Source organism: Rhizobium grahamii CCGE 502, assembly GCF_000298315.2.
Taxonomy (GTDB): Bacteria; Pseudomonadota; Alphaproteobacteria; order Rhizobiales; family Rhizobiaceae; genus Rhizobium; species Rhizobium grahamii.
This window is the reverse complement of sequence record NZ_AEYE02000014.1, coordinates 172,456-192,999: the sequence shown is the minus strand read 5'-3', so window position 1 is coordinate 192,999 and position 20,544 is coordinate 172,456. Positions and strand designations below refer to the sequence as shown.

The 20,544-nt window shown below is 59.9% G+C and carries 14 protein-coding genes, 1 tRNA gene and 1 pseudogene; 10 read left to right on the top strand and 6 right to left on the bottom strand.

The annotated features are described in order from the left end of the window. The first annotated feature begins 236 nt into the window (after nt 1-236). The 3 genes and pseudogenes from RGCCGE502_RS12785 to RGCCGE502_RS12775 all read left to right on the top strand — a co-directional run. The gene (locus RGCCGE502_RS12785; protein ID WP_040674496.1) at nt 237-1,424 is read left to right on the top strand and encodes an efflux RND transporter periplasmic adaptor subunit; all 1,188 of its coding nucleotides are present in this window, start codon (nt 237-239) and stop codon (nt 1,422-1,424) included. A 34-nt stretch (nt 1,425-1,458) separates the two neighbouring features. Next, nucleotides 1,459-4,611: an efflux RND transporter permease subunit gene (locus RGCCGE502_RS12780; protein ID WP_016554585.1), complete on the top strand. Its 3,153-nt coding sequence runs from the start codon at nt 1,459-1,461 to the stop codon at nt 4,609-4,611. 320 nt (nt 4,612-4,931) lie between these two features. Next, nucleotides 4,932-5,387, top strand: a pseudogene (locus RGCCGE502_RS12775) (hypothetical protein); the annotation flags it as partial. Nucleotides 5,388-5,770: 383 nt separating this feature from the next. On the opposite strand, the gene RGCCGE502_RS12770 reads toward RGCCGE502_RS12775, so the two are convergent. Beyond that, on the bottom strand, nt 5,771-6,790 hold the full coding sequence (locus RGCCGE502_RS12770; protein WP_016554583.1) for an alcohol dehydrogenase: 1,020 nt from the start codon (nt 6,788-6,790) through the stop codon (nt 5,771-5,773). A 456-nt stretch (nt 6,791-7,246) separates the two neighbouring features. On the opposite strand from RGCCGE502_RS12770, the gene RGCCGE502_RS12765 reads away from it, so the two are divergent. The 3 genes from RGCCGE502_RS12765 (at nt 7,247) to RGCCGE502_RS12755 (ending at nt 9,251) form a co-directional block, all read left to right on the top strand. Beyond that, nucleotides 7,247-7,435: a hypothetical protein gene (locus tag RGCCGE502_RS12765; protein WP_016554582.1), complete on the top strand. Its 189-nt coding sequence runs from the start codon at nt 7,247-7,249 to the stop codon at nt 7,433-7,435. A gap of 1,284 nt (nt 7,436-8,719) precedes the next feature. Continuing rightward, nucleotides 8,720-8,917 carry a hypothetical protein gene (locus RGCCGE502_RS12760; protein ID WP_016554581.1) on the top strand — a complete coding sequence of 66 codons (198 nt, stop codon included), beginning with the start codon at nt 8,720-8,722 and terminating at the stop codon, nt 8,915-8,917. 97 nt (nt 8,918-9,014) lie between these two features. Next, nucleotides 9,015-9,251 (top strand): hypothetical protein, encoded by a 237-nt coding sequence (locus RGCCGE502_RS12755; RefSeq protein WP_016554580.1) that lies wholly within the window; start codon nt 9,015-9,017, stop codon nt 9,249-9,251. Between the two features lie 175 nt (nt 9,252-9,426). On the opposite strand, the gene RGCCGE502_RS12750 is transcribed toward RGCCGE502_RS12755, so the two are convergent. Together RGCCGE502_RS12750 and RGCCGE502_RS12745 are read right to left on the bottom strand one after the other, a co-directional pair. Next, on the bottom strand, nt 9,427-10,269 hold the full coding sequence (locus tag RGCCGE502_RS12750) for an SDR family NAD(P)-dependent oxidoreductase (RefSeq protein ID WP_016554579.1): 843 nt from the start codon (nt 10,267-10,269) through the stop codon (nt 9,427-9,429). 188 nt (nt 10,270-10,457) lie between these two features. After that, a tRNA-Ile gene (locus RGCCGE502_RS12745) sits at nt 10,458-10,533 on the bottom strand. Between the two features lie 155 nt (nt 10,534-10,688). On the opposite strand from RGCCGE502_RS12745, the gene RGCCGE502_RS12740 reads away from it, so the two are divergent. The 3 genes from RGCCGE502_RS12740 (at nt 10,689) to RGCCGE502_RS12730 (ending at nt 12,843) form a co-directional block, all read left to right on the top strand. Beyond that, the gene (locus tag RGCCGE502_RS12740) at nt 10,689-11,432 is read left to right on the top strand and encodes an SIMPL domain-containing protein (protein ID WP_016554578.1); all 744 of its coding nucleotides are present in this window, start codon (nt 10,689-10,691) and stop codon (nt 11,430-11,432) included. Between the two features lie 249 nt (nt 11,433-11,681). After that, complete coding sequence (locus RGCCGE502_RS12735; protein ID WP_016554577.1) at nt 11,682-12,065, top strand: BRA0787 family protein; 384 nt, start codon at nt 11,682-11,684, stop codon at nt 12,063-12,065. Nucleotides 12,066-12,351: 286 nt separating this feature from the next. After that, on the top strand, nt 12,352-12,843 hold the full coding sequence (locus tag RGCCGE502_RS12730; protein ID WP_016554576.1) for a heme-degrading domain-containing protein: 492 nt from the start codon (nt 12,352-12,354) through the stop codon (nt 12,841-12,843). Between the two features lie 110 nt (nt 12,844-12,953). On the opposite strand, the gene RGCCGE502_RS12725 is transcribed toward RGCCGE502_RS12730, so the two are convergent. Continuing rightward, nucleotides 12,954-14,207 carry a D-arabinono-1,4-lactone oxidase gene (locus RGCCGE502_RS12725; protein WP_040674493.1) on the bottom strand — a complete coding sequence of 418 codons (1,254 nt, stop codon included), beginning with the start codon at nt 14,205-14,207 and terminating at the stop codon, nt 12,954-12,956. A 133-nt stretch (nt 14,208-14,340) separates the two neighbouring features. Then, on the bottom strand, nt 14,341-15,600 hold the full coding sequence (locus RGCCGE502_RS12720; RefSeq protein WP_016554574.1) for an AGE family epimerase/isomerase: 1,260 nt from the start codon (nt 15,598-15,600) through the stop codon (nt 14,341-14,343). A 172-nt stretch (nt 15,601-15,772) separates the two neighbouring features. Here RGCCGE502_RS12720 and metH point away from each other — a divergent pair, with 172 nt between their 5' ends. Continuing rightward, nucleotides 15,773-19,546, top strand: coding sequence for a methionine synthase (metH, locus tag RGCCGE502_RS12715; protein WP_016554573.1), 3,774 nt, complete (start codon nt 15,773-15,775; stop codon nt 19,544-19,546). An 89-nt stretch (nt 19,547-19,635) separates the two neighbouring features. Here the strand turns inward: metH and RGCCGE502_RS12710 are convergent, their stop codons facing one another. Then, the gene (locus RGCCGE502_RS12710) at nt 19,636-20,511 is read right to left on the bottom strand and encodes a PP2C family serine/threonine-protein phosphatase (protein WP_016554572.1); all 876 of its coding nucleotides are present in this window, start codon (nt 20,509-20,511) and stop codon (nt 19,636-19,638) included. Between the last annotated feature and the right edge of the window lie 33 nt (nt 20,512-20,544).

Genomic DNA, 20,544 nt, shown 5'->3' with positions numbered 1-20,544 from the left:
GAAGCTCGGCTACTGTACGTTTCTTTTTCTTGCTGCCGAAATGTAACTGCAAGTTCATCTTTTGTCACACATTTCGGTCCGTATCGCCAACTATTTATCGAGCGCGCCGCTATTGCTTTTCGCGGAAATGCGGAAATATTGTTTCATACTACAGCCGGCCTTGGCGTCTGAAGTGTTGGGATCAGCCAGCGGCACACATTGAAATCCGAAGTTCGTGCATGCATCGGGGCAGGAAAATGCGCGATAGTTCGTACCGAGGGCTACATCTTATCGGAATTTTGACGGTGGTTGCTGCGTTATCGGCATGCGACAGCGGGAACAACGCCTATGTGCCGCCGCCGCCGCCGAAGGTGAACGTGGCGCAGCCGTTACAGCAGCCGGTGGTTGAATATTTTGAGCTAACCGGCAACACGGATGCTATAAACGCGGTCGACATTGAAGCCCGCGTGCAGGGCTTTCTGGAGACCATAGACTACAAGGACGGTACCGCGGTGAAGAAGGGCGACAAGCTCTTCACCATCCAGCGGGACACCTATAAGGCGCAGGTCGATCAGGCACAGGCGCAGCTGGCCTCGCAACAGGCGTCGCAGGTTGGGGCGAAACAGGAATACGACCGGCAGGTCAACCTGATGAAGCAGGAAGTGACGACGCAGACAGCCGTCGACAGCGCCAAGGCGACGCTCGATGAGGCAAACGCAAACATTCTGAACGCGCAGGCGAGCCTCGATCTTGCGAACATCAACCTCGGATACACAGAGGTGGTCGCGCCCTTCGACGGAACGGTGACGGACCATCTCGTTGATATCGGTGCGCTGGTCGGCGTGTCCGGCCCGACAAAGCTTGCCACGATCGTTCAGACCGACCCACTTTATGTCTACTTCAACGTCAGCGAAGCGCAGGTGCTGATGATCAAGCAGAGCCTTGCAAAGGCAGGACGCAAGCTGACGCAGGCCGACCTTCCCAGCATCCCGGTGGAAATCGGGTTGGGCGACGAAGAGGGGTATCCGCACAAGGGTCATCTCGACTATGTCGCTCCGCAGGTCGATGCCTCGACAGGAACGCTCTCTGTTCGAGGTATCATCGACAACAAGGAACACGCCCTCCTTCCGGGCCTTTTCGTCCGCGTTCGTGTTCCGGTCGCCCACCAGGACAAGGCGCTTCTCGTTCGCGATGATGCGATCGGCACCAACCAACAAGGCAATTATGTGCTGGTGCTCGGGAAGGACGACGTGATCGAGCAGAAGGTCGTCAAGATAGGCCACCGCAACGGCTCGATGCGGGTGATCGAATCCGGCCTCGACGCCGGGGACTGGGTCGTCATGGCCGGGATACAACGGGCCGTACCCGATATGAAGGTCACACCTGAGAAAATCACGTTGGAGGCCGCGGCAACAGGGGATCCGAGCGGATCGAAGGTCCCATGAACCGGCACCGGATCAGCTCCAGGAGGCGAAACGGATGATCTCGCGCTTCTTCATCGAGCGGCCGGTACTCTCGAATGTTCTGGCGCTGGTTTTCGTCCTGATCGGCGCCGTCGCACTGTTTCAGCTGCCGGTTGCCCAGTACCCTAACGTAGTTCCGCCGACCGTTCAGGTAACGACGCGCTATCCGGGCGCGAGCGCCAAGACGCTGATCGATACCGTCGCATTGCCGATCGAGTTGCAGGTCAACGGCGTCGAGAACATGATTTACATGCAATCGACCAGTGCCAGCGACGGCACCTATTCGTTGACGGTCACATTCGCAATCGGCACTGATCCCGATCAGGCGCAGGTTCTGGTTCAGAACCGCGTCGCCATCGCGATGCCGTCATTGCCGCAGGCCGTTCAGGTTCAAGGCGTGACGACGCAGAAGAAGTCGACATCGATCCTGGGCTTCGTCAGTCTGACCTCGCCGGACAGCCGCTACGACAGCCTGTTTCTGTCGAACTACGCGGTCATCAACCTTCAGAACGAGCTCGCCCGGCTTCCCGGCGTCGGCAATGTCAGCGTCTTTGGCGCGGGCCAGTATGCGATGCGTATCTGGATGGATCCGGATCTCTTGCAAGCCCGAGGACTGACGCCACAGGACATCGTCAATACCGTGCAGCAGCAGAGCCAGGAGGTCACGGCAGGGCAGGTGGGATTGCCGCCCGTGCCGAGCGGGCAGGATTTTCAGTACACGCTCAATGTCAGCGGTCGGCTTAACGACGCTCCCGACTTCGAGGACATTATCGTCAAGGTCGATTCCGCGGATGGCGGTCGGATAACGCGAATACGCGACATCGGCCGTGTCGAACTCGGCGCGCAGACCTACAGCCAGTCATTCTTGCAGAATCGGCACCCAGCAACCGGTATCGGCATTTTCCAGCTGCCCGAGGCAAATGCCATCGCGGTTGCGCAATCTGTCAGGGTTAAGATGGCGGAGCTTTCGAAGAGCTTCCCGCCTGGCCTCGAATACGGCATGCCGTTCGATACAACAAAATTCGTGCAGGCGTCGATCAACGAAGTCTACAAGACGCTGATCGAGGCCGGTGTTCTGGTTCTGATCGTGATCCTGCTGTTTCTGCAGGATTGGCGAGCCATGCTGGTGCCGGCGACGACCGTCCCGGTGACAATTATTGGCGCGTTTGCCGCAATGGCGGCCCTTGGTTTTACGGTCAATCTGTCGACGTTGTTTGCCATCGTCCTTGCGATCGGCATCGTCGTTGATGATGCGATTGTCATCGTCGAGGGTGTTTCGCGCCATGTCGAGGAGGGGATGCCGGGCAGGCAGGCGGCTGAGAAGGCTATGGACGAGCTTCTCGGCCCCGTCATCGGGATTACGCTCGTCCTCATGGCGGTCTTTATTCCTGCCGCCTTCCTTCCGGGATTGACCGGGCAACTCTACCGGCAGTTCGCGCTCGTCATTGCCGCAACGGCGCTGATCAGTGCGATCAACGCGATCACGCTAAAACCGACACAATGCGCCCTCTGGCTGCGGCCACCCGTGCCGCCTGAGAGGCGCAACTTCTTCTATCGCGGCTTCAATCGAGTTTACGATGCGGCAGAGAATGGTTATTCGCGGCTTGTCGGCGGTCTGGTGCGCAACAGCGCGATCGCAGTCCTGGCGGGTCTGGTGCTGATCGGTGTCGCCTTCTGGGGATTGAGCCGGCTTCCGACGGCCTTTCTTCCTATCGAGGATCAGGGCTACGTCCTCATCAGCGCGCAGCTGCCGGACGGTGCCTCGAAAGAGCGCACGGATGCGGTCATGCAGCGGGTCAGCGAGATCGCCGAGGCGACCCCCGGTGTCGATCAGGTGCTGTCGATCAGTGGGATATCGGTGCTGGACAACAGCGCGAGCCTGCCGAACGCCGGTGTCGCCTATGTCATTCTCAAGGACTGGGACGTGCGTGGAAAGGAAAAGGGCCAGGACCTGCTGTCGATATACCAGCACCTGAACAGCGCGCTGGATAGCATCCTGACGGCAAAGACGCTTGTCCTTGTTCCACCTGCGATCCAGGGTATCGGCAATGCCAGCGGGTTCACCATGCAGGTGCTCCTCAAGGACGGCAGCTTCGATTTCGCACTGCTGCAAACACTGGCCAATACGATCGTCGAGCGCGGCAACGCGCAGTCCTCGCTGCAGCGGCTGCAGACTTCGTTCCGAGCGGATGCTCCGCAGCTCGAGGTCTCGGTCGATCGCATCAAGGCCGAGATGCTCGGCGTCACCGTCGGGCAGGTGTTCTCGGCGCTTTCGGGCTACGTCGGATCGAGCTATGTGACACAGTTCAACAAGTTTGGCCGCACCTTCCAGGTCTATGTGCAGGCGTCGCCGGACTTCCGCGTGCGGCCGGACGACATCCGCAATCTAAAAGTGAAGGCGGGCGATGGCACCATGGTGCCGCTGGGTACAGTAATCGACGTCACGAGCGTGCCGGGACCGTCGCTGATCAGCCTCTACAATCTTTATCCCACCGCCACGATCGTTGGCGGTGCCGCGACCGGCTTCAGTTCGGGGCAGGCGCTCAATGTTATGGAGCAGATCGCGGATCAGACATTGCCAACCGGGGCCGGCTTTGAATGGACCGCCTTGTCCTACCAGGAGAAGGCAGTCGGCGCGCAGATCTACTACGTTTTCGGCCTCGCCATTCTGCTGGTCTATTTCGTTCTGGCCGGCCAGTACGAAAGCTGGATATTGCCTTTTGCGGTCATTCTCGCGGTTCCTCTTGCGCTCCTCGGCACGGTCGGCGCCCTGACGGCGCTCGGCGTCGCCAACAATCTCTATACGCAGATCGGCCTCATTCTGCTTATCGCGCTGTCCTCGAAGAATGCCATTCTGATCGTTGAATACGCACGTGAAAAGCGAATGCAGGGGATGGAAATTGCCGCCGCGGCAGTGCTTGCGGCGCGATTGCGTTTCCGGCCGATCCTGATGACGTCGTTTGCCTTCATTCTCGGCGTTTTGCCCCTCGTGCTTGCGACTGGTGCCGGGGCCAATGCGCGCCGGTCCATCGGTATCTCAGTCTTCAGCGGCATGATCGCGTCGACTTGCCTCGCGGTTTTGCTGGTGCCGTCCTTCTATGTGATCCTGCAACGCTTCGAGGAATATCGAAAGCGCCGCACTGCCGCGGTGCCGGATGCACAGACATAAATGCCGCGACGTCAGAGACCGAACTAGGTCGTTGACCAGAACTGACGCCCGCACTTGAGGATTTGTTGTCCGAGGCAGGAGCCGATGGCTGTCGTGCTCGATCTTCGCCGGGACAGCAAGGGCGCCCTCGATGAAGGGGGCTTTAAGAGCAGCCTCACGATGCCGACATGGTCGACACTGTGATTTCCGCAGGGAGAGGAACTATGAAGGATTTCTCGTCGTCATCATTGGAAGTCGCATCCACGAAACATGGCCTATGGAGAACGGGAATTGGCCTGCCGCTGCTTTGCGCAGCCGCTCTGTTTGCGGGCGCGACAGTTGCGCAACAGCCGACGGACGCACAGCGCAATGCCATCAAGTCTGCCTGCCGCAGCGATTTCCTATCGAATTGCTCCGGCGTCACGCCCGGCGGCAAGGAGGCGCTTGCCTGCCTCCAGCAGCATGATGCGTCTCTGTCGTCGGGATGCAAGCAGGCACTCAGCGCACTCGGCGGAAGCGGCAAGGCCGCCACGCCGAAATCATCGTCCGATGCGTCGACCGCACCGGCGGCACCCGACACTGGCGCGACACAAAAGGCCGCAGCTCCAGCAGCAGCCGCCGCACCGGAGCTTTCGCCGCGCGAGGAGATGGTTATCGCTCGTGAAGCCTGCGGGCCGGACTTTCGCTCCTATTGCCGCGCCGTTCCGCTCGGCGGTGGTCGCGGCATCGCCTGCCTGAGGGAAAACATGCAGCGCCTGTCACCGGGCTGCCAGAAGGTCTTGGCGCACGGGCTCTAATTCGTCGCGTGTCCCATTTCCGGAACCGGTGCGCAGATGCGCCCGATTCGCAGCTTGGCCACAAAGTCGTCAGACCTAAGTCCGACTAGCCAAGCGGACTGTCGGCACTAACTGACCCTTGTCCTTCTGCCCCGAAGGATGAGGGAGGCTTTGGGATGTCGCGGACCAACCCTCCTTCAGCCTCCCTCTTTTCGATCGGACCTTTGTCCAACTTCCCAAGTTGGTTCACTCAGCCTAAGTTATTATTGTCCTTCCGCCAAAAAGGACGCACAGGGGTGCCTTCGGGTCCCTGAGGGCTCGAGAGGATCACCGCGGGTAGGCTGACCTCTCGGCTCTCCCGCTCTCGCATGCAAACGCGAAGTTTCGAGCTCGCCCAACCTCAGCTATTTGCCGGTTGTTATGACCATCCGGAACCGCGCCGCCCCACTCATCATCCGCTCATAAGCCTCTGCGGCCCGCTCCAGCGGCATTGTTTCGATCATCGGACGAACATTTGCGAGAGCGCTGAATGCGAGCGTGTCTTCCGAGTCGCTCGATGTCCCAGAGGGCCATCCCTGAATTCCGCGACGACCGCCAATCAAGAGGAATGGCGAGACTTCAATCGGCTCGGATGAAGCGCCAAGCACGATCATCTTTCCATTGACTGCCAATCCACCAAGCACCGCGCTCATCGCCTGCGAATTGGTGACGGTCGACAGGATCACGCGGGCTCCGCCGAGCTTGCTCAATTCGGCGGCGACATCCTGGGTGGTGCTGTCAAGATAGCGATGAGCTCCGAGCTCACGCGCCAACGGCTCCTTGTCGGCACCCCGCGCAATGGCGATCGTGCGACAGCCCATTTTCGCGGCGAATTGCACGCCAAGGTGGCCGAGCCCGCCGACACCAAGGACGGCAACCGTATCGCCCGCCCGAACGCCGCTGTTGCGCAATGCGTTGTAAGTGGTGATCCCGGCGCACAGAAGGGGCGCGGCCTCGGCGGCTTTGAGTTCATCAGGGATTGCGGCCAAGGCTTCAAACGGTGCGACCATATACTCCGCATAACCGCCGTCATAACTGATCCCCGGAATTTGTGCCGTCTCACAGGTCACGAAATCGCCCCGGCGGCAGGAGGAGCAGTGCCCACAATGACCGCCGTGCCAGCCAACTCCGACGCGTTGGCCCGCCTTCCAACGCGGCACGCGTTCGCCGACTTGGTCGATAACGCCGACGACCTCGTGGCCGGGTATGCGCGGGTAGGCGATGCCGGGAAAGGCTCCCAATACGGTGAAGGCATCGCTATGGCAGACTCCGCACGCCTGAACCTTGATCAAGACCTGGCCGGCAGCGGGGGTCGGAATCTCGCGTTCGACCAGTTGCAAAGGCGCATTGGCATTTCTTACTTCGACAGCGCGCATGCTCGGCATGGAATCCTCCTCAGATTTCGTTACCTCTCGTTCAGCGGGCATTGCCATTCGTATCACCGCGGCAGGCTTTCGCATGCGTGGCCGCATCTAGTGCGGTGGAGGTGTTCTTCAATCCGCTCAACCAACCGAGCATAGGGCAGGGCGGGGGGGCAATGAGGAGCATCGCAAGAGAGGCGGCTGAGTCCGACTGCGCGCTCTTCTTGTCTCTTGATCAGACGTGTGAGGAAGCCAGGCAGGCGGGCGACGTGCTGAAGGCTGAGACGCCGGGGGAAACATTACAGAATGATGGTTTTCGCCTGGCGTGGGTCAACCAAATCCAGCGTGCCGCCGTGTCGGAGGTCAATGGTACGTTCCCACCAACTGCGTGGTGGTTTTCTCTCACAAGATCACGGGATCGTTGCGATAGTTGCGTTTTCTCAGGTCGTCTAGAATTGCCCGGCCTACTGGAGTCGTGTCGTGACCGAGACAATTGTGCAGCAACTGATCTTTACATTGGGCGTCGCCCGCGAAATGGCATCCTGGGAAAGTCCTGACTACGATTTTGTCATACTTCTTATCCAGCAGGCTTTGCGGGCAGCCGAGGAAGAGGCGTTGCGTCACGGTATCGTCACCGATTTTGATGCTGCATCCGAGCACCAACAGTAATCGGCAGCGTACGGCCGGAACCAATTCGCCAAAGGCGCCAACCGTACGCTCGTCGATCCGGGAGAGGCTGGGGTCGGCTCCAGGATCGACCCAACGAAAACTAGGGGAGCGCAGGCGGACTGGTATTTGCGTCTTTGCTGATGTTTCGATTTTTGTTCTTGCGCGAATTGGATGTCTTCTGATCGCAAGCGCTCAAGTCTACTCTCAAGGACGGCTCGCGACGCGAGAATGAGGGCAATGCCTGAGAGCGAACTCATTGAGCTGATTTTGCACTTTGCTTTGCGCGCGAAATCGCCTCGCGCCAAAGAACGAGCTCGTCATCTATCGTATCGACCAGGCTCTTCGCCTCGCCAGGGAGGATGCCCTAAGCCGTGGCATTGCGATCGCCATTGATCGCACCGACGTGAACTAGGTTTAGAACTCTTAATAGCTAATACCATCCTTTGAATGCTCTCGCCGAGAACCATCTGAACGCTCAGCTTCTCATCCAGAGCAAAGGGGATTGTGACGTTCTCGAGGGATAGAACTGCGCTTAAATTCATCGCGTGCTCCTTGGCATTTGGCAAGAGCACGTAAAATCTCTCAAGCGGCCCAGCCGACAAGGGGGACCGATCACAACAAACGCGTGTAGATCGACAACGTTCCCCTCATATGCGGCAAGCGAAGAAAAAGCCCCGCAGTCGCGGGTGCGGGGGCAGAGGCGCGAGTTGGACTTTGAGGGGTTTCACTTCTCAAAGCATAGCCAAAACACTGCGGGTCGGATTTTGTTCCTGGCGTGTCCCCAAAAACAGAGGCCCGCATCGTTGCCGTTCAGGCAGTCGATCGATCGGCGGAAGCGCAGGTGGTCGCCAAGTCTTACCGCTGACGAAGCCTGGACATGTCTCGATGGAGGCTTTCCCCCCCGACATCGCGGTCCTTCATTCCTTCGAACTCTTGTGCATGAGCGACGCACGTACGTCATTTCGGCTTCGCACATGCGGTAATTGTCATATGATTCGAAATGCTAAAAAATCACAAAAATCAGTTGCTTGCCTTGGTTTTCTCGAATACGTTCACTTCACAAGCCAGTTCCCACTAACAATACTTCCGGCAGCACTCCGCGGCGCTTGACCTCACTCGAGGAGGGTGATGACGTTGTTTCTACGACTTCGTTTCTTCGCAACGGCTCAACGAGTGCGTGATCTCATGTCGATCCGATACCGACCGACGACGACAAGCTGACTCCGTCGTCAATCCTTGATCCAATTGCTTGATGGTGCGTGCGCCCACGCCCGAGGTTTGTCTATGCGAAAGCAAGCTGTCGTATTCAACGGTCAGGAAGTCGGGATTGCGGTTCCCGTCGAAAACCGCCTCAAGTTCATCGCTGTCCGGTTCAATGTCATTGACCTCGACAACAGGCTTTTCGATACGGTCACGGAAATCCGGCGCGCGATCACTGAACATCTCGCGTCAAGCGGTCGTCGCGCCGTCGCTTCACACTGAATGCCAAGCCGCAATCTTCGGCATCGGCTCAACAGAGATTGCAGGCTTACAAATGAGGGGCTGTTAAAGCGTCGCCTTAATCTGGGGGAGATCAGGAATGCTAGTCACGAGTATCCTTGAAACCGAATTGGCCGTGCTCTCGCTGTCCGTTCAGTCTTGGTACAGGCATTACAAGGCCAAACCGGACGACAAGAGATCGGAGATGATCTGCAGCGCGGCGCTCGACCTCTTCAATCGCGGTCATCGCACCCAGGAGGAACTCACTGGTATGCTGATCGCGCGGTTTCCTCTGGCAACCGTGGATATTTTCATCGCTCCGGCATGCCTCCACTAGTCCCAACGGCCGATCAAGCATTGCTATGGTGCCGTTTACACAGGGGTTCCACCCAATGCGAGGGCGCCGAAACGATGAAGCGGCTCAAACTTTTCCGGGTGCTCGACATCGCCGATCTATGCGCACGACGCCGTAGCGGACAGGCCGTCGAGGCTGTGCAAAGGCAGACGCGAGTTCAGCTCTTTGCAAAGTCCGCCGCTGTGAGGGGAACAGGTCGGTAGCCGTCGATGTCAGCTATGTCGTATTGCCGGCCCAGCTCTGCCGCGACCAAGGCGTGCCCGGATTTCGACATCAGCGCAGGGTCTCGCCAAAGTCCGGCAATGACGTGCCCGATAAACCTGGGGGACTCGGAGTTGGACAAGTCGAAATAATCTGCGTTCCGCATGACCGCTTCGGTGCGGACCAGGCCAGGATAGAGTGCGACGGCGGCAACGTTGTGGGGACGCAGCTCGTGCGCGAAATCTGCAACCATCTTGTCGGCAGCAGCTTTGGCGATTCCATAGATCGCATTCCCCTCGTAGAGTTGAGCTGCCCAGAATGAAATATTGACGATTAGACCGAGATGGGACGAGATCATCATCGGCGCCACTTCCCGCGACATCATGAAAGCAGCTTTCAGTGCGGTGCCGATCATGGCGTCCCATCGCCGGCTTGGTTGCTCCCAGAACGGTCGAGGCCAGGTGAATTCACCATCCTCGACCATGCCTTCATAGCCGGGCCACGCATTGTTCACCAGAATATCCAGCCCGCCGCCGGCTCGGATCCCCGCGGCCACACGTTCGGTTTCGGCGTCGTTGCTGTGGTCACAGTGATGAATGACAACTCGTCCGGGTAGGTTCGCGGCCTCAAGCTCCAGCCCTTGGAGCGATCCCGCGCGGTTACCCTCGGGACCCACCTCTGCCTCGGAAAACGTCCTGCCGGTAACGTGTACCGTGGCACCCTCGGTGAGCAAAGCAAGCGCAATCCCGCGGCCGACGCCGCGGCTTCCGCCCGTCACCAGTGCGACGACATCTTTCATGTTGGATAGCCTCCCTCTTGCTCGGGAGCTTTTGTGCGCGAGCGCGTTTGAACAGTCAACGACAGCGCGTGAAGGCCACTCCATCTTGGCCGATGTGGACGTTCCTATTAACGCAGCGCATGGGTTTCGATCCGTCGCCCAAAAAGGCACAGGCGATACGGGCCGCACGGCGCAAAACCTGGAAAAAGTGGTGGGCCCGGAGGGACTCGAACCCCCAACCAAGCGGTTATGAGCCGCCGGCTCTAACCATTGAGCTACAGGCCCGGCGGCAACGTCGCTGCCGTGTCCGGCGCAATGGTTCCCCGGAACGGGTTTCGCTCTAACGCAATTCTGCAGCGGTCACAAGAGACTGCCGCAATAGCTTCACAATCAATCGGCAAGACGACAAGCGAGACTTCACAATCACGGAGTGAAATATCGTGCTGCCGAACACCAGAACAATCGCCTTCAGCCTTCTGCTGAGCCTTCCGACCGCTGCTGCCACGGCACTGCCGACGCTGGCTGCCGATTCCCAGTCGCGCGAGCCCGTGATTTCCGTTAGCGGCGAGGGCCAGGCCAGCGTGGCGCCCGACATGGCGGTGCTCAACCTTTCCGTTGTGAAGCAGGCAAAAACCGCACGCGAAGCGCTCGACGAAAACAATAAAGCGATGAGCGAGGTGCTGGCTGCGCTGAAAAAGGCAGGCATTGCCGAGCGGGATCTCCAGACCTCCGGCTTTTCCGTGCAACCGCAATTCAATTATCCGCAATCCAACGATGGCCAGCCCAAGCCGCCGGAGTTGGTCGCATACCAGGTGTCCAATTCGCTGAGCGTGCGTATCCGCGACCTGTCCAAGCTCGGCGCCATCCTCGACGAGGCGGTTGCGCTCGGCGTCAACCAGGGCGGCGACATCCAGTTCACCAACGACAAGCCGGAGAAAGCGATGGAGGAGGCACGCAAGAATGCCGTTGCCAATGCCATCGCGAAGGCGAAGACGCTTGCCGAAGCCGCCGATGTCCAGCTCGGCCGCGTGGTCGAGATCACCGAGACCCTGCCGCGCCCGCAGCCGGTGCCGGTTTTTCGGGCAGCAATGATGAAGGAGGGGGCCGACTCAGCCGTTCCCATCCAGGGCGGTGAGACCAGCTACAACATTACCGTCAACGTGACGTTTTCGATCGCGCAATGATCGTCGGGTGGCTCGGCCACCTTCCATTTGAGATTAAAAGGCCATTGATATTCGCTGCAATATCAATGGCCTATTTCTTTTCCACGGCGCACGGGAACCGTGAGGCCGATAAAAGGCTTTCTCACGCATATATTACACTATAACATAGATCGTGTTATTCGGTCCCGCAGGGGAAACCTGAGTTCTGCTTCCCACGTAGCTGCCCGGCCGAAAAGGAGGAATGGCACTAGCCCTAAAGAGGAGACAGACATGACGAATGCCTTGCCGCCGCTTCACAATGGACACGCCCCGTTCACCCTTCAGGAACTCTTCCGCGAAGCACTCTATGCCTTCGAAGAGTGGGATGCGGAACTCACGGAACCAATCGTCACCTTCGAAGGACGCGTTGTTCCCATCAGCCAGGTCTTTGAAGCGATGCGTCAATGCGACGATATCGTTCCGATGAACATCGTCGGAGCCGTCACCGAACGGCTGACAAAGCCTTGGGAAGGCGAGGGACCGCTCGACCAAATGAGTTTCTCGACCGCCGCCCGCGTCATGGGCGTCCTGGTTCGCAAGCGCCTTCTGGCCAACGGCGTGCCTGAAATCGCCGCCGTTGCGGAACAGACAGCTGAACGCCACTCCGATAGTTGACCGGCGGACTGCGGTGATCCATCCCGCTTCCGGCATGAAAATCACAGGGGCATGAAGGACTGCTTGAGGCCGGCGCAATTGTCTGCGCCGGCCTCCGGCGCGTTATGTGGGCGTCTACCCCTTGAGTGTCGATGTCACCGGCGGCGATGCGATTGCGCAAGACCGCGATGCCGACAATCCGCGATCATTCACAATGCTAGCTCTCGGGTATCGCCACGATTCTGCTTTACTTTTCCCTTCCGCTTGCATTTGTTCAGAAAAAAGCATTGCAGGAGAGGAAACAGACATGACCATGCCCGATGAAGACCTCGGACGGATCGCCGACCAGGAGAGGGTGCTAAGCTTCGACACCTTCGATCTCACGACGGCATGGCAGCTCGGCAGGCTCCTGCAGGAACTCGCGAGCGAACGCGGTCTCGGCGTCGCGATCGATATCACTCTGCATGCAATGCCGGTTTTCTATGCCGCGCTCCCGGGCGTTACGCCGGATAACGTTCAATGGGTGCGGCGCAAGCGCAACCTGGTGCTACGCTATTTCAGAAGCAGCTATGCAATCGGCCTCGACCTCAAGCAGAAGGGCAAGACGGTTGCCGATAACGGCCTGTCGGATGCTGACTATGCGCCGCACGGCGGCAGCTTTCCGATCAATGTAAAGGGCACCGGCTGCATTGGAGCGGTTACCGTCTCCGGCTTGCCACAGCGCGACGACCACAACCTTGTGGTCGAGGCGCTCGCCCTGATGCTGGCGAAGGATCTCGACGCGTTGCGCCTGGCATGATTGGCATTCCAGCTGGCGTAGTTTGAAGCGCCAGCCTATCCTGCCAGCGATCCCTTCCGGAAAAGTTGCAGTTCGATCAGGTCGAGCCGAACCTCATTCGCGGCCAGCGCTTAGCCCTCACCTGAGCCGAATACGACGTTTTCCAACCACGGGTTGGAGAACGTCCGCTCCGGATCCATCCGGTCTCGGAGGCGGCCAAATTCGACAAGCTTCTCATATTTGCCGCCGATGTGGTGGCCCGTAAAGACCTTGCCCCAGTGCGGCAGGGGCGCGAAGGGCGACAGCGCCTGCTCAATGTGCCTCGCAGCCGCGTTCACCGCGTCTTGATCCCGAGTCCAGGTAAAGTGGATCGAGAGCGTGTCGCGGCGATACTGAGGGCTGAGCCACAGTTCATCTGCCGCAACTGTCCGGAATTCGGCTGCTTGAACCAGATGGGCAAACTTCTCACGGATCGACAGCAGCGCGTCGATCGCAGCCACCCCGTATTCCCGGGGAATGTGGAACTCGGACTGTATCTCCTCGCCGTTGCTCGGCGTGAAGCCCATCTTGAAATGCGGAAGCCTGTCGGACCAGCGCCCGTATTGCCCCAGTTGTTCGGTGGAGTTTTGCGCGTCCAATCCGCTTATCGGATGCCTGTTGAGCATTGCGCGCGTTGCACCGTGGACTTCGGCGGGCCACTCGTCGGTCGATGCGGTTCTCTTGACCCAGATCGATCCCGCTTGTTGACCCCATTGCGTGAACACACTGACGCTGTAGCCCAAGGCCATGATCTCATCGAGGTTGGCCAACAGCTTGTCCCAGGCCAAGCCGTCGTAGACGCACTGCGCGACCTGAAATTCCGGCTGAACATCAAGCGTCACACGCGTAACGACACCAAGGGCGCCGAGGTGCACGACCATGCCAGCGAAATCGGCGTCGCCGCGAGTAACTTTCATCAGGCGGCCGTCGCCCGAGACAATTTCGAGTCCCGAGACCGCCGTCGCCAGGTTGCCGTTCCGGTTGCCCGAGCCATGGGTCGCGGTCGCAATCGCTCCGGCAATCGAAATGTGGGGAAGGGAGGCCAGATTGTGAATGGCCAGACGATGGCGATGGAGGAAAAGCGCAAGCTCGCCATAGGTGCAATGACCAGCAACGGAAACCTGTCTTCCGTCGTTTTCAACAACAGGGTTGATCGGCAGATCGGTAAGCGACAGAGCGACTTCGCCATCCGCGATCGCATTGAACGAGTGGCCTGATCCCACCGTCTTTATCCTTGGCGATCGCGCCACGATTTCGCAAACCGCGTCCAGGGAAGACGGGTATAGGCAGTCTCGGAAGCCATAGTGAAAGCTGGCTGCCCAATTGGTCGTTGGTATCAGCGTCATACAAAACCTCGCACCGATCTGTTTTTCAGCGCACAGTCATTCCGGCTGCCTGTCGTCGCTTGGCGACAGTGGGTCAGCGTGGCTCGCGCTCGAAAATAATGGTCAAGCGCCACGAAGGTGGCGCTTGCTCAAATCAGATTTTGCCGCCCGCTTCCGCGATGACTTTGGTCAGGCTGCCGTTCGCCGGGAAGAGAGGGATCAGGCAGGCCTGCAGGGCGTGATAGATGTCGCCCTTGCCGGGGAACAGGCTGTGCGAGGGAACGAGATCCTCCGTCAGTTCCTCATGCCAGCCGCCGTTCTTGTGATCGATGAACGAGCGCTCGATCACGTTCCAGATCCGGCGGTAGTGTTCCTCGTGGTAGTCGCTCGGCAGGTGCTCGTTGAGGAAGTGCGCCGCGCCGGCACCTTCGCAGGCCGGCCACCACAGCTTGTTGCGCTTGGCGGGCTTGTCGTCCCAGTCGAGCGTATAGAAGAAGCCACCCTTGTCGTCGTCCCAGCCGAGCGCGATCGACTGCGAGAACAGGCTCTTGGCCGCATCCGGCATCCATTCCTGCTTCTTGCCGCCGAGCACCCAGAGCTGCAGGAGGAGACGTGCCCATTCCAGCCAGTGGCCCGGCGTCGTGCCCGCGGGACGGAACATTTCGTTCGGATGGTAGTAATCCTTGTCGAGACCCCAATCGGTGGTGAAGTGTTCGGCAACGCGCCAGCCGACGGAACCGGCCGCGCGACGGATGACGAGGTCGGCAATGCTTTCGGCCTTGGCGAGATAATCGCGGTCGCCGGTTGCCTCGAAGGCAGCCATCAGCGCTTCGGTCAGGTGCATGTTGGAGTTTTGGCCGCGGTAGTTGCCGCCGTCGAGCGCTTGCCAGTCGGCGGTGAACTCTTCGGCAATGGCGCCGTGCTTGGCTTCCCAGAACTTCGTGTTCAGGACTTCGGTGATGTCAGCCAGCATGCCGTCGGCCAGCGGATGGCCGATTGTCTTGGCGGAAGATGCCGCGAGCAGGACGAAGGCGTGGCCGTACCCCTGCTTGTTTGAATCAACAGGACCGTTGTCATCGAGCGACCAGAAATAACCGCTATTCCTGGTGTCGCGGTGATGGTTCCAGATGTACCGCATGCCGTGATCGACAACGTCGGCGGCGCCGGGGCGACCGAGAAGCGTGCCGATCGCAAAGCAATGAACGGCGCGTGACGTGATGTGGATCGGGCGGACCTGACCGGCGGCATTGAGTGGCTTGCCGGTGTCGTCGAGATCGAAGAAGCCGCCCTTGGGGTTGATGGAGTTGTGCTGGAAGAAATCGAAGAGCCCGTTTGCCTGTGCAAGAAGCCAGTTGCGGTGATAGCTGCGGGTGGTCCAGTTTCCGAGCGCGGCGTCGCCGTTTGCAGGTGCCATGATACTCCTCCGATTTCGTGCACAAAGCCTTCGCAACCGCCTATATAGGGGCCGCTCGAGTCTGTCATCTGCCCAGCGCCGCAAAGGCGCCACATGAGATGGATATATTGACATAAAGATATCTTTATGTGATTGGACCATTTGGTCTGCAACGACGTCAAGGAGTCCGCCCGTGTTTGATACTCTGTTTGGTTCCGAAGGGGCAAAGCGCGACGGTAGTGAAGTGTTTGCTGCGCTCAAGAAAGCCGCCAGCGAACGCATCCTCGTTCTTGACGGTGCCATGGGCACACAGATCCAGGGGCTGGGCTTCGATGAAGACCATTTCCGCGGCGATCGTTTCATCGGCTGTGCCTGCCACCAGAAGGGAAACAACGACCTTCTGATCCTGTCGCAGCCGGATGCGATCGAAGAGATCCATTACAAATACGCCAAGGCCGGCGCCGATATCCTTGAGACCAATACGTTCTCGTCGACCCGCATCGCGCAGGCCGATTATGCGATGGAAGGCGAGGTCTACGCGCTCAACAAGGAAGGCGCCGAGATCGTGCGCCGTGCTTGCATCCGCGCCGAGCGCGAGGATGGCCGCCGCCGTTTCGTGGCCGGCGCCATCGGCCCGACCAACCGCACGGCATCGATCTCCCCTGACGTCAACAATCCGGGCTTTCGCGCCGTCACCTTCGACGACCTGCGCATGGCCTATGCCGAACAGATCGACGGGCTGATAGATGGTGGCGCCGATATCATCCTGATCGAGACGATCTTTGATACGCTGAACGCCAAGGCGGCGATCTTTGCTTGCGAGGAGCGCTTCGAGGCCAAGGGCATCCGCCTTCCCGTCATGATCTCGGGTACGATCACCGACCTTTCCGGCCGCACGCTGTCGGGCCAGACGCCGTCGGCGTTCTGGAACTCCGTGCGCCATGCCAACCCGTTTACGATCGGCCTCAACTGCGCGCTCGGCGCCAACGCCATGCGTCCGCACCTGCAGGAGCTGTCCGGCGTTGCCGACACCTTTATCTGCGCCTATCCGAACGCCGGCCTGCCGAACGAGTTCGGCCAGTATGACGAGACGCCAGAGCTGATGGCGGCGCAGATCGACGAGTTCGCCCGCGAAGGCCTCGTCAACATCGTCGGTGGCTGCTGCGGCTCGACGCCGGAGCACATCAAGGCGATCGCCGAGGTCGTCGCCAAGTACAAGCCGCGTCCGATCCCCGAGCATCGGCCGTTCATGTCGCTGTCGGGCCTCGAGCCCTTCGAGCTGACCAAGGACATTCCCTTTGTGAACGTCGGCGAGCGCACCAACGTCACGGGCTCGGCACGCTTCCGCAAGCTGATCACCAATGCCGACTACACCGCAGCGCTCGATGTGGCGCGCGACCAGGTGGAGAACGGCGCGCAGATCATCGACATCAACATGGACGAAGGCCTGATCGATTCCGAAAAGGCGATGGTCGAGTTCTTGAACCTGATCGCCGCCGAGCCGGATATCGCTCGCGTGCCCGTCATGATCGACTCGTCCAAGTTCTCGATCATTGAATCTGGCTTGAAGCGGGTGCAGGGCAAGCCGATCGTCAACTCGATTTCGCTGAAGGAAGGCGAAGAGAACTTCCTGGCGCAAGCGAAGCTGCTGCATGCCTATGGCGCAGCCGTGGTCGTCATGGCCTTCGACGAGACGGGGCAGGCGGATACCTATGACCGCAAGGTCGAGATCTGCACGCGCGCCTACAAGCTCTTGACCGAAAAGGCGGGCTTCCCACCCGAAGACATCATCTTCGACCCGAACGTCTTTGCGGTCGCGACCGGCATCGAAGAGCACAACAATTACGGCGTCGACTTCATCGAGGCGACGCGCACGATCCGCCAGAAGATGCCGCTCGTGCATATCTCGGGCGGCGTTTCGAACCTCTCCTTCTCGTTCCGCGGCAACGAGCCGGTGCGCGAGGCGATGCATGCCGTGTTCCTCTACCACGCCATCCAGGCGGGCATGGACATGGGCATCGTCAATGCTGGCCAGCTCGCCGTCTATGACCAGATCGACGCCGAGCTGCGCGAGGCGTGCGAGGACGTGGTGCTGAACCGCCGTGCCGATGCGACCGAGCGTCTGCTCGAAGTGGCCGAGAAGTTCCGCGGCGGAGCCGCACGCGAAGGACGCGTGCAGGACCTCTCCTGGCGCGAATGGTCGGTCGAGAAGCGGCTTGAACATGCGCTGGTCAACGGCATTACCGAATATATCGATGCCGATACCGAAGAGGCGCGCCAGAAGGCGGAGCGTCCGCTGCACGTCATCGAAGGCCCGCTGATGGCCGGCATGAACGTGGTCGGCGACCTGTTCGGATCGGGTAAGATGTTCCTGCCGCAGGTTGTCAAGTCGGCGCGCGTGATGAAGCAGGCCGTGGCCGTGCTTCTGCCTTACATGGAAGAGGAGAAGCGCCAGAACGGCGGCGATGACCGCAAGGCTGCCGGCAAGATCCTGATGGCGACCGTCAAGGGCGACGTCCACGATATCGGCAAGAACATCGTCGGCGTCGTGCTCGCCTGCAACAACTACGAGATCATCGACCTCGGCGTCATGGTGCCGGCGACGAAGATCCTCGAGACCGCCGTTGCCGAGAAGGTTGACGTCATAGGCCTTTCCGGCCTGATCACGCCGTCGCTCGACGAGATGGTGCATGTCGCCGCCGAGATGGAGCGTCAGGGTCTGGACCTGCCATTGCTGATTGGTGGCGCGACGACGAGCCGTGTCCACACGGCCGTCAAGATCCATCCGGGCTACAACAAGGGCCAGGCCGTCTATGTGACGGATGCCAGCCGGGCCGTCGGTGTGGTCTCGACGCTGCTGTCGCCTGACAATCGCGATGGCTATGTGGCCGATATCCGTGCCGAATACGCCAAGGTGGCGGCGGCGCATGCGCGTAGCGAGGCCGAGAAGGTGCGTCTGCCGCTCGCCCGTGCCCGCGAAAATGCGCAGCAGGTCGATTGGGCGGCCTATAAGCCGACCAAGCCGAGCTTCCTCGGCACCAAGGTGTTCGACGGCTACGATCTCGCTGATATCGCCAAGTACATCGACTGGACGCCGTTCTTCCAGACCTGGGAGTTGCGTGGCCGGTTCCCAGCCATTCTCGAGGACGAGAAGCAAGGCGAGGCCGCTCGTGCGCTTTGGGCCGATGCGCAGGCGATGCTGAAGCAGATCATCGACGAGAAGTGGTTCCACCCGCGCGCCGTCATCGGCTTCTGGCCAGCGAACGCAGTTGGCGACGATATCCGCCTGTTCAAGGACGAGAGCCGCAAGGACGAGCTTGCCACCTTCTTCACGCTGCGCCAGCAGCTGTCGAAGCGTGACGGCCGGCCGAACGTGGCGCTGTCGGACTTCGTTGCGTCGGTCGAAAGCGGCGTTCAGGACTATGTTGGCGGTTTCGTCGTCACGGCCGGTATCGAAGAGGTCGCAATTGCCGAACGCTTCGAACGCGCCAATGACGACTATTCGTCGATCCTCGTGAAGGCGTTGGCCGATCGCTTCGCCGAAGCCTTTGCCGAGCGCATGCACTTACAGGTACGTCGCGAATATTGGGGCTACGCCAAGGACGAGCATCTCAGTAACGAGCAGCTCATCACCGAGGAATATGCCGGTATCCGTCCGGCACCGGGCTATCCGGCGCAGCCCGACCATACCGAAAAGAAGACGCTGTTCGGCCTGCTCGATGCGGAGAAGACGGCAGGTGTGACGCTCACCGAGAGCTACGCGATGTGGCCGGGCTCTTCCGTTTCGGGCATCTATATCGGCCACCCCGATTCCTACTACTTCGGCGTCGCCAAGGTGGAGCGGGATCAGGTCGAGGATTACGCGAACCGCAAGGGCATGGACGTTGCCGAGGTCGAGCGTTGGCTGGGGCCGGTTCTCAACTACGTGCCGCGCAAGCGCGACGAGCAAATCGACGACGCGGCCTGACCGGCTGCGTCTTCAATGTTTGATGCAACGGCTGCATTGATTGGTTCAGGTTTTCGGCGCAACGCGCTGACCCGGAATCGAAAATCGCTTCAGGCGTCGAGCGTCAATTCGACAAGCAGGGCCGTAGTGTCGTCGCTCTGCTTGAAGCGTGGATAGCGTAGACCTTCTGGATCGATCTCACGTTCGAGGTGCCTGAGTTCATCAAGCATTGGCCGCAATCCTCTATTTCGTGCGGTGCGTACGAGGCTCGCTGAATCATAAGCTGCGTAAAGGACCGCCAGGTCCGAAAGGCCGTCGCTGCAGACGATGGCGTGCGCCTTGCTTCTGACATTCAGCCGTTCAGAAATCAGGTGGTCGGCTGCCTCCGGCACGAGGCCGAGGGTCCAGACCCCGCTCTCCGGCGTATTCTGCCGTTCGCGGTGCTGGCGCAACAAGGCGAGGGTCTCGGTATTGCCGAGCGCGCCACCTTCCTTGGTGATGCCGCCCGTGCGCGCAATGTGTTTTCGCGCCTGGTTCTGCTCATATTGATAGGCACCCGGGATTGCCATGTGCATGGTGGCGGAGCCGTCTTCCTGTAGCAGGAAGACGCAGGAGTCGCCGAGGCCGATGAAGTGGAAGCCATTGCGTGTTTGATGCAGCATCGCGAATGCGGTCAATGGCCAGGCATAACGCGGCACGTTCTCGTTGTGTCGGAGAAAAGCCGCCCGGGCTGCGACCGACAGGTCGCGCGCAACCTCCGAGATGCTGGACTCACGGGTGATCTGATCCTCAAAGCCGCGAGCGAAATGCTGGGCGATCCAGGCGGCGTCACTGCCCGCCACATCCATATATTGGCGGTCTCCGAGCCCCGTCGCACCGTCGATGACGAAGGCGCAGGACTCGTTGCAGCCGAAGCTGTCGTCATTCGGCTTTGCGGGATTTCCGGGATCGGAGATGCTGTCGAGGAGTGTGATGCGAGCTGTCATGGGTACATGGAATAGACGCCATTCGCCGTCTCT

What these genes read in the sequence shown, in the direction of transcription:
- RGCCGE502_RS12785 (WP_040674496.1), top strand. Translation starts at nt 237, where the DNA reads ATGCGCGATAGTTCGTACCGAGGGCTACATCTTATCGGAATTTTGACG.
- RGCCGE502_RS12780 (WP_016554585.1), top strand. Translation starts at nt 1,459, where the DNA reads ATGATCTCGCGCTTCTTCATCGAGCGGCCGGTACTCTCGAATGTTCTG.
- RGCCGE502_RS12770 (WP_016554583.1), bottom strand. Translation starts at nt 6,790, where the DNA reads ATGCCGAGCATGCGCGCTGTCGAAGTAAGAAATGCCAATGCGCCTTTG.
- RGCCGE502_RS12760 (WP_016554581.1), top strand. Translation starts at nt 8,720, where the DNA reads ATGCGAAAGCAAGCTGTCGTATTCAACGGTCAGGAAGTCGGGATTGCG.
- RGCCGE502_RS12755 (WP_016554580.1), top strand. Translation starts at nt 9,015, where the DNA reads ATGCTAGTCACGAGTATCCTTGAAACCGAATTGGCCGTGCTCTCGCTG.
- RGCCGE502_RS12750 (WP_016554579.1), bottom strand. Translation starts at nt 10,269, where the DNA reads ATGAAAGATGTCGTCGCACTGGTGACGGGCGGAAGCCGCGGCGTCGGC.
- RGCCGE502_RS12735 (WP_016554577.1), top strand. Translation starts at nt 11,682, where the DNA reads ATGACGAATGCCTTGCCGCCGCTTCACAATGGACACGCCCCGTTCACC.
- RGCCGE502_RS12730 (WP_016554576.1), top strand. Translation starts at nt 12,352, where the DNA reads ATGACCATGCCCGATGAAGACCTCGGACGGATCGCCGACCAGGAGAGG.
- RGCCGE502_RS12725 (WP_040674493.1), bottom strand. Translation starts at nt 14,207, where the DNA reads ATGACGCTGATACCAACGACCAATTGGGCAGCCAGCTTTCACTATGGC.
- RGCCGE502_RS12720 (WP_016554574.1), bottom strand. Translation starts at nt 15,600, where the DNA reads ATGGCACCTGCAAACGGCGACGCCGCGCTCGGAAACTGGACCACCCGC.
- RGCCGE502_RS12710 (WP_016554572.1), bottom strand. Translation starts at nt 20,511, where the DNA reads ATGACAGCTCGCATCACACTCCTCGACAGCATCTCCGATCCCGGAAAT.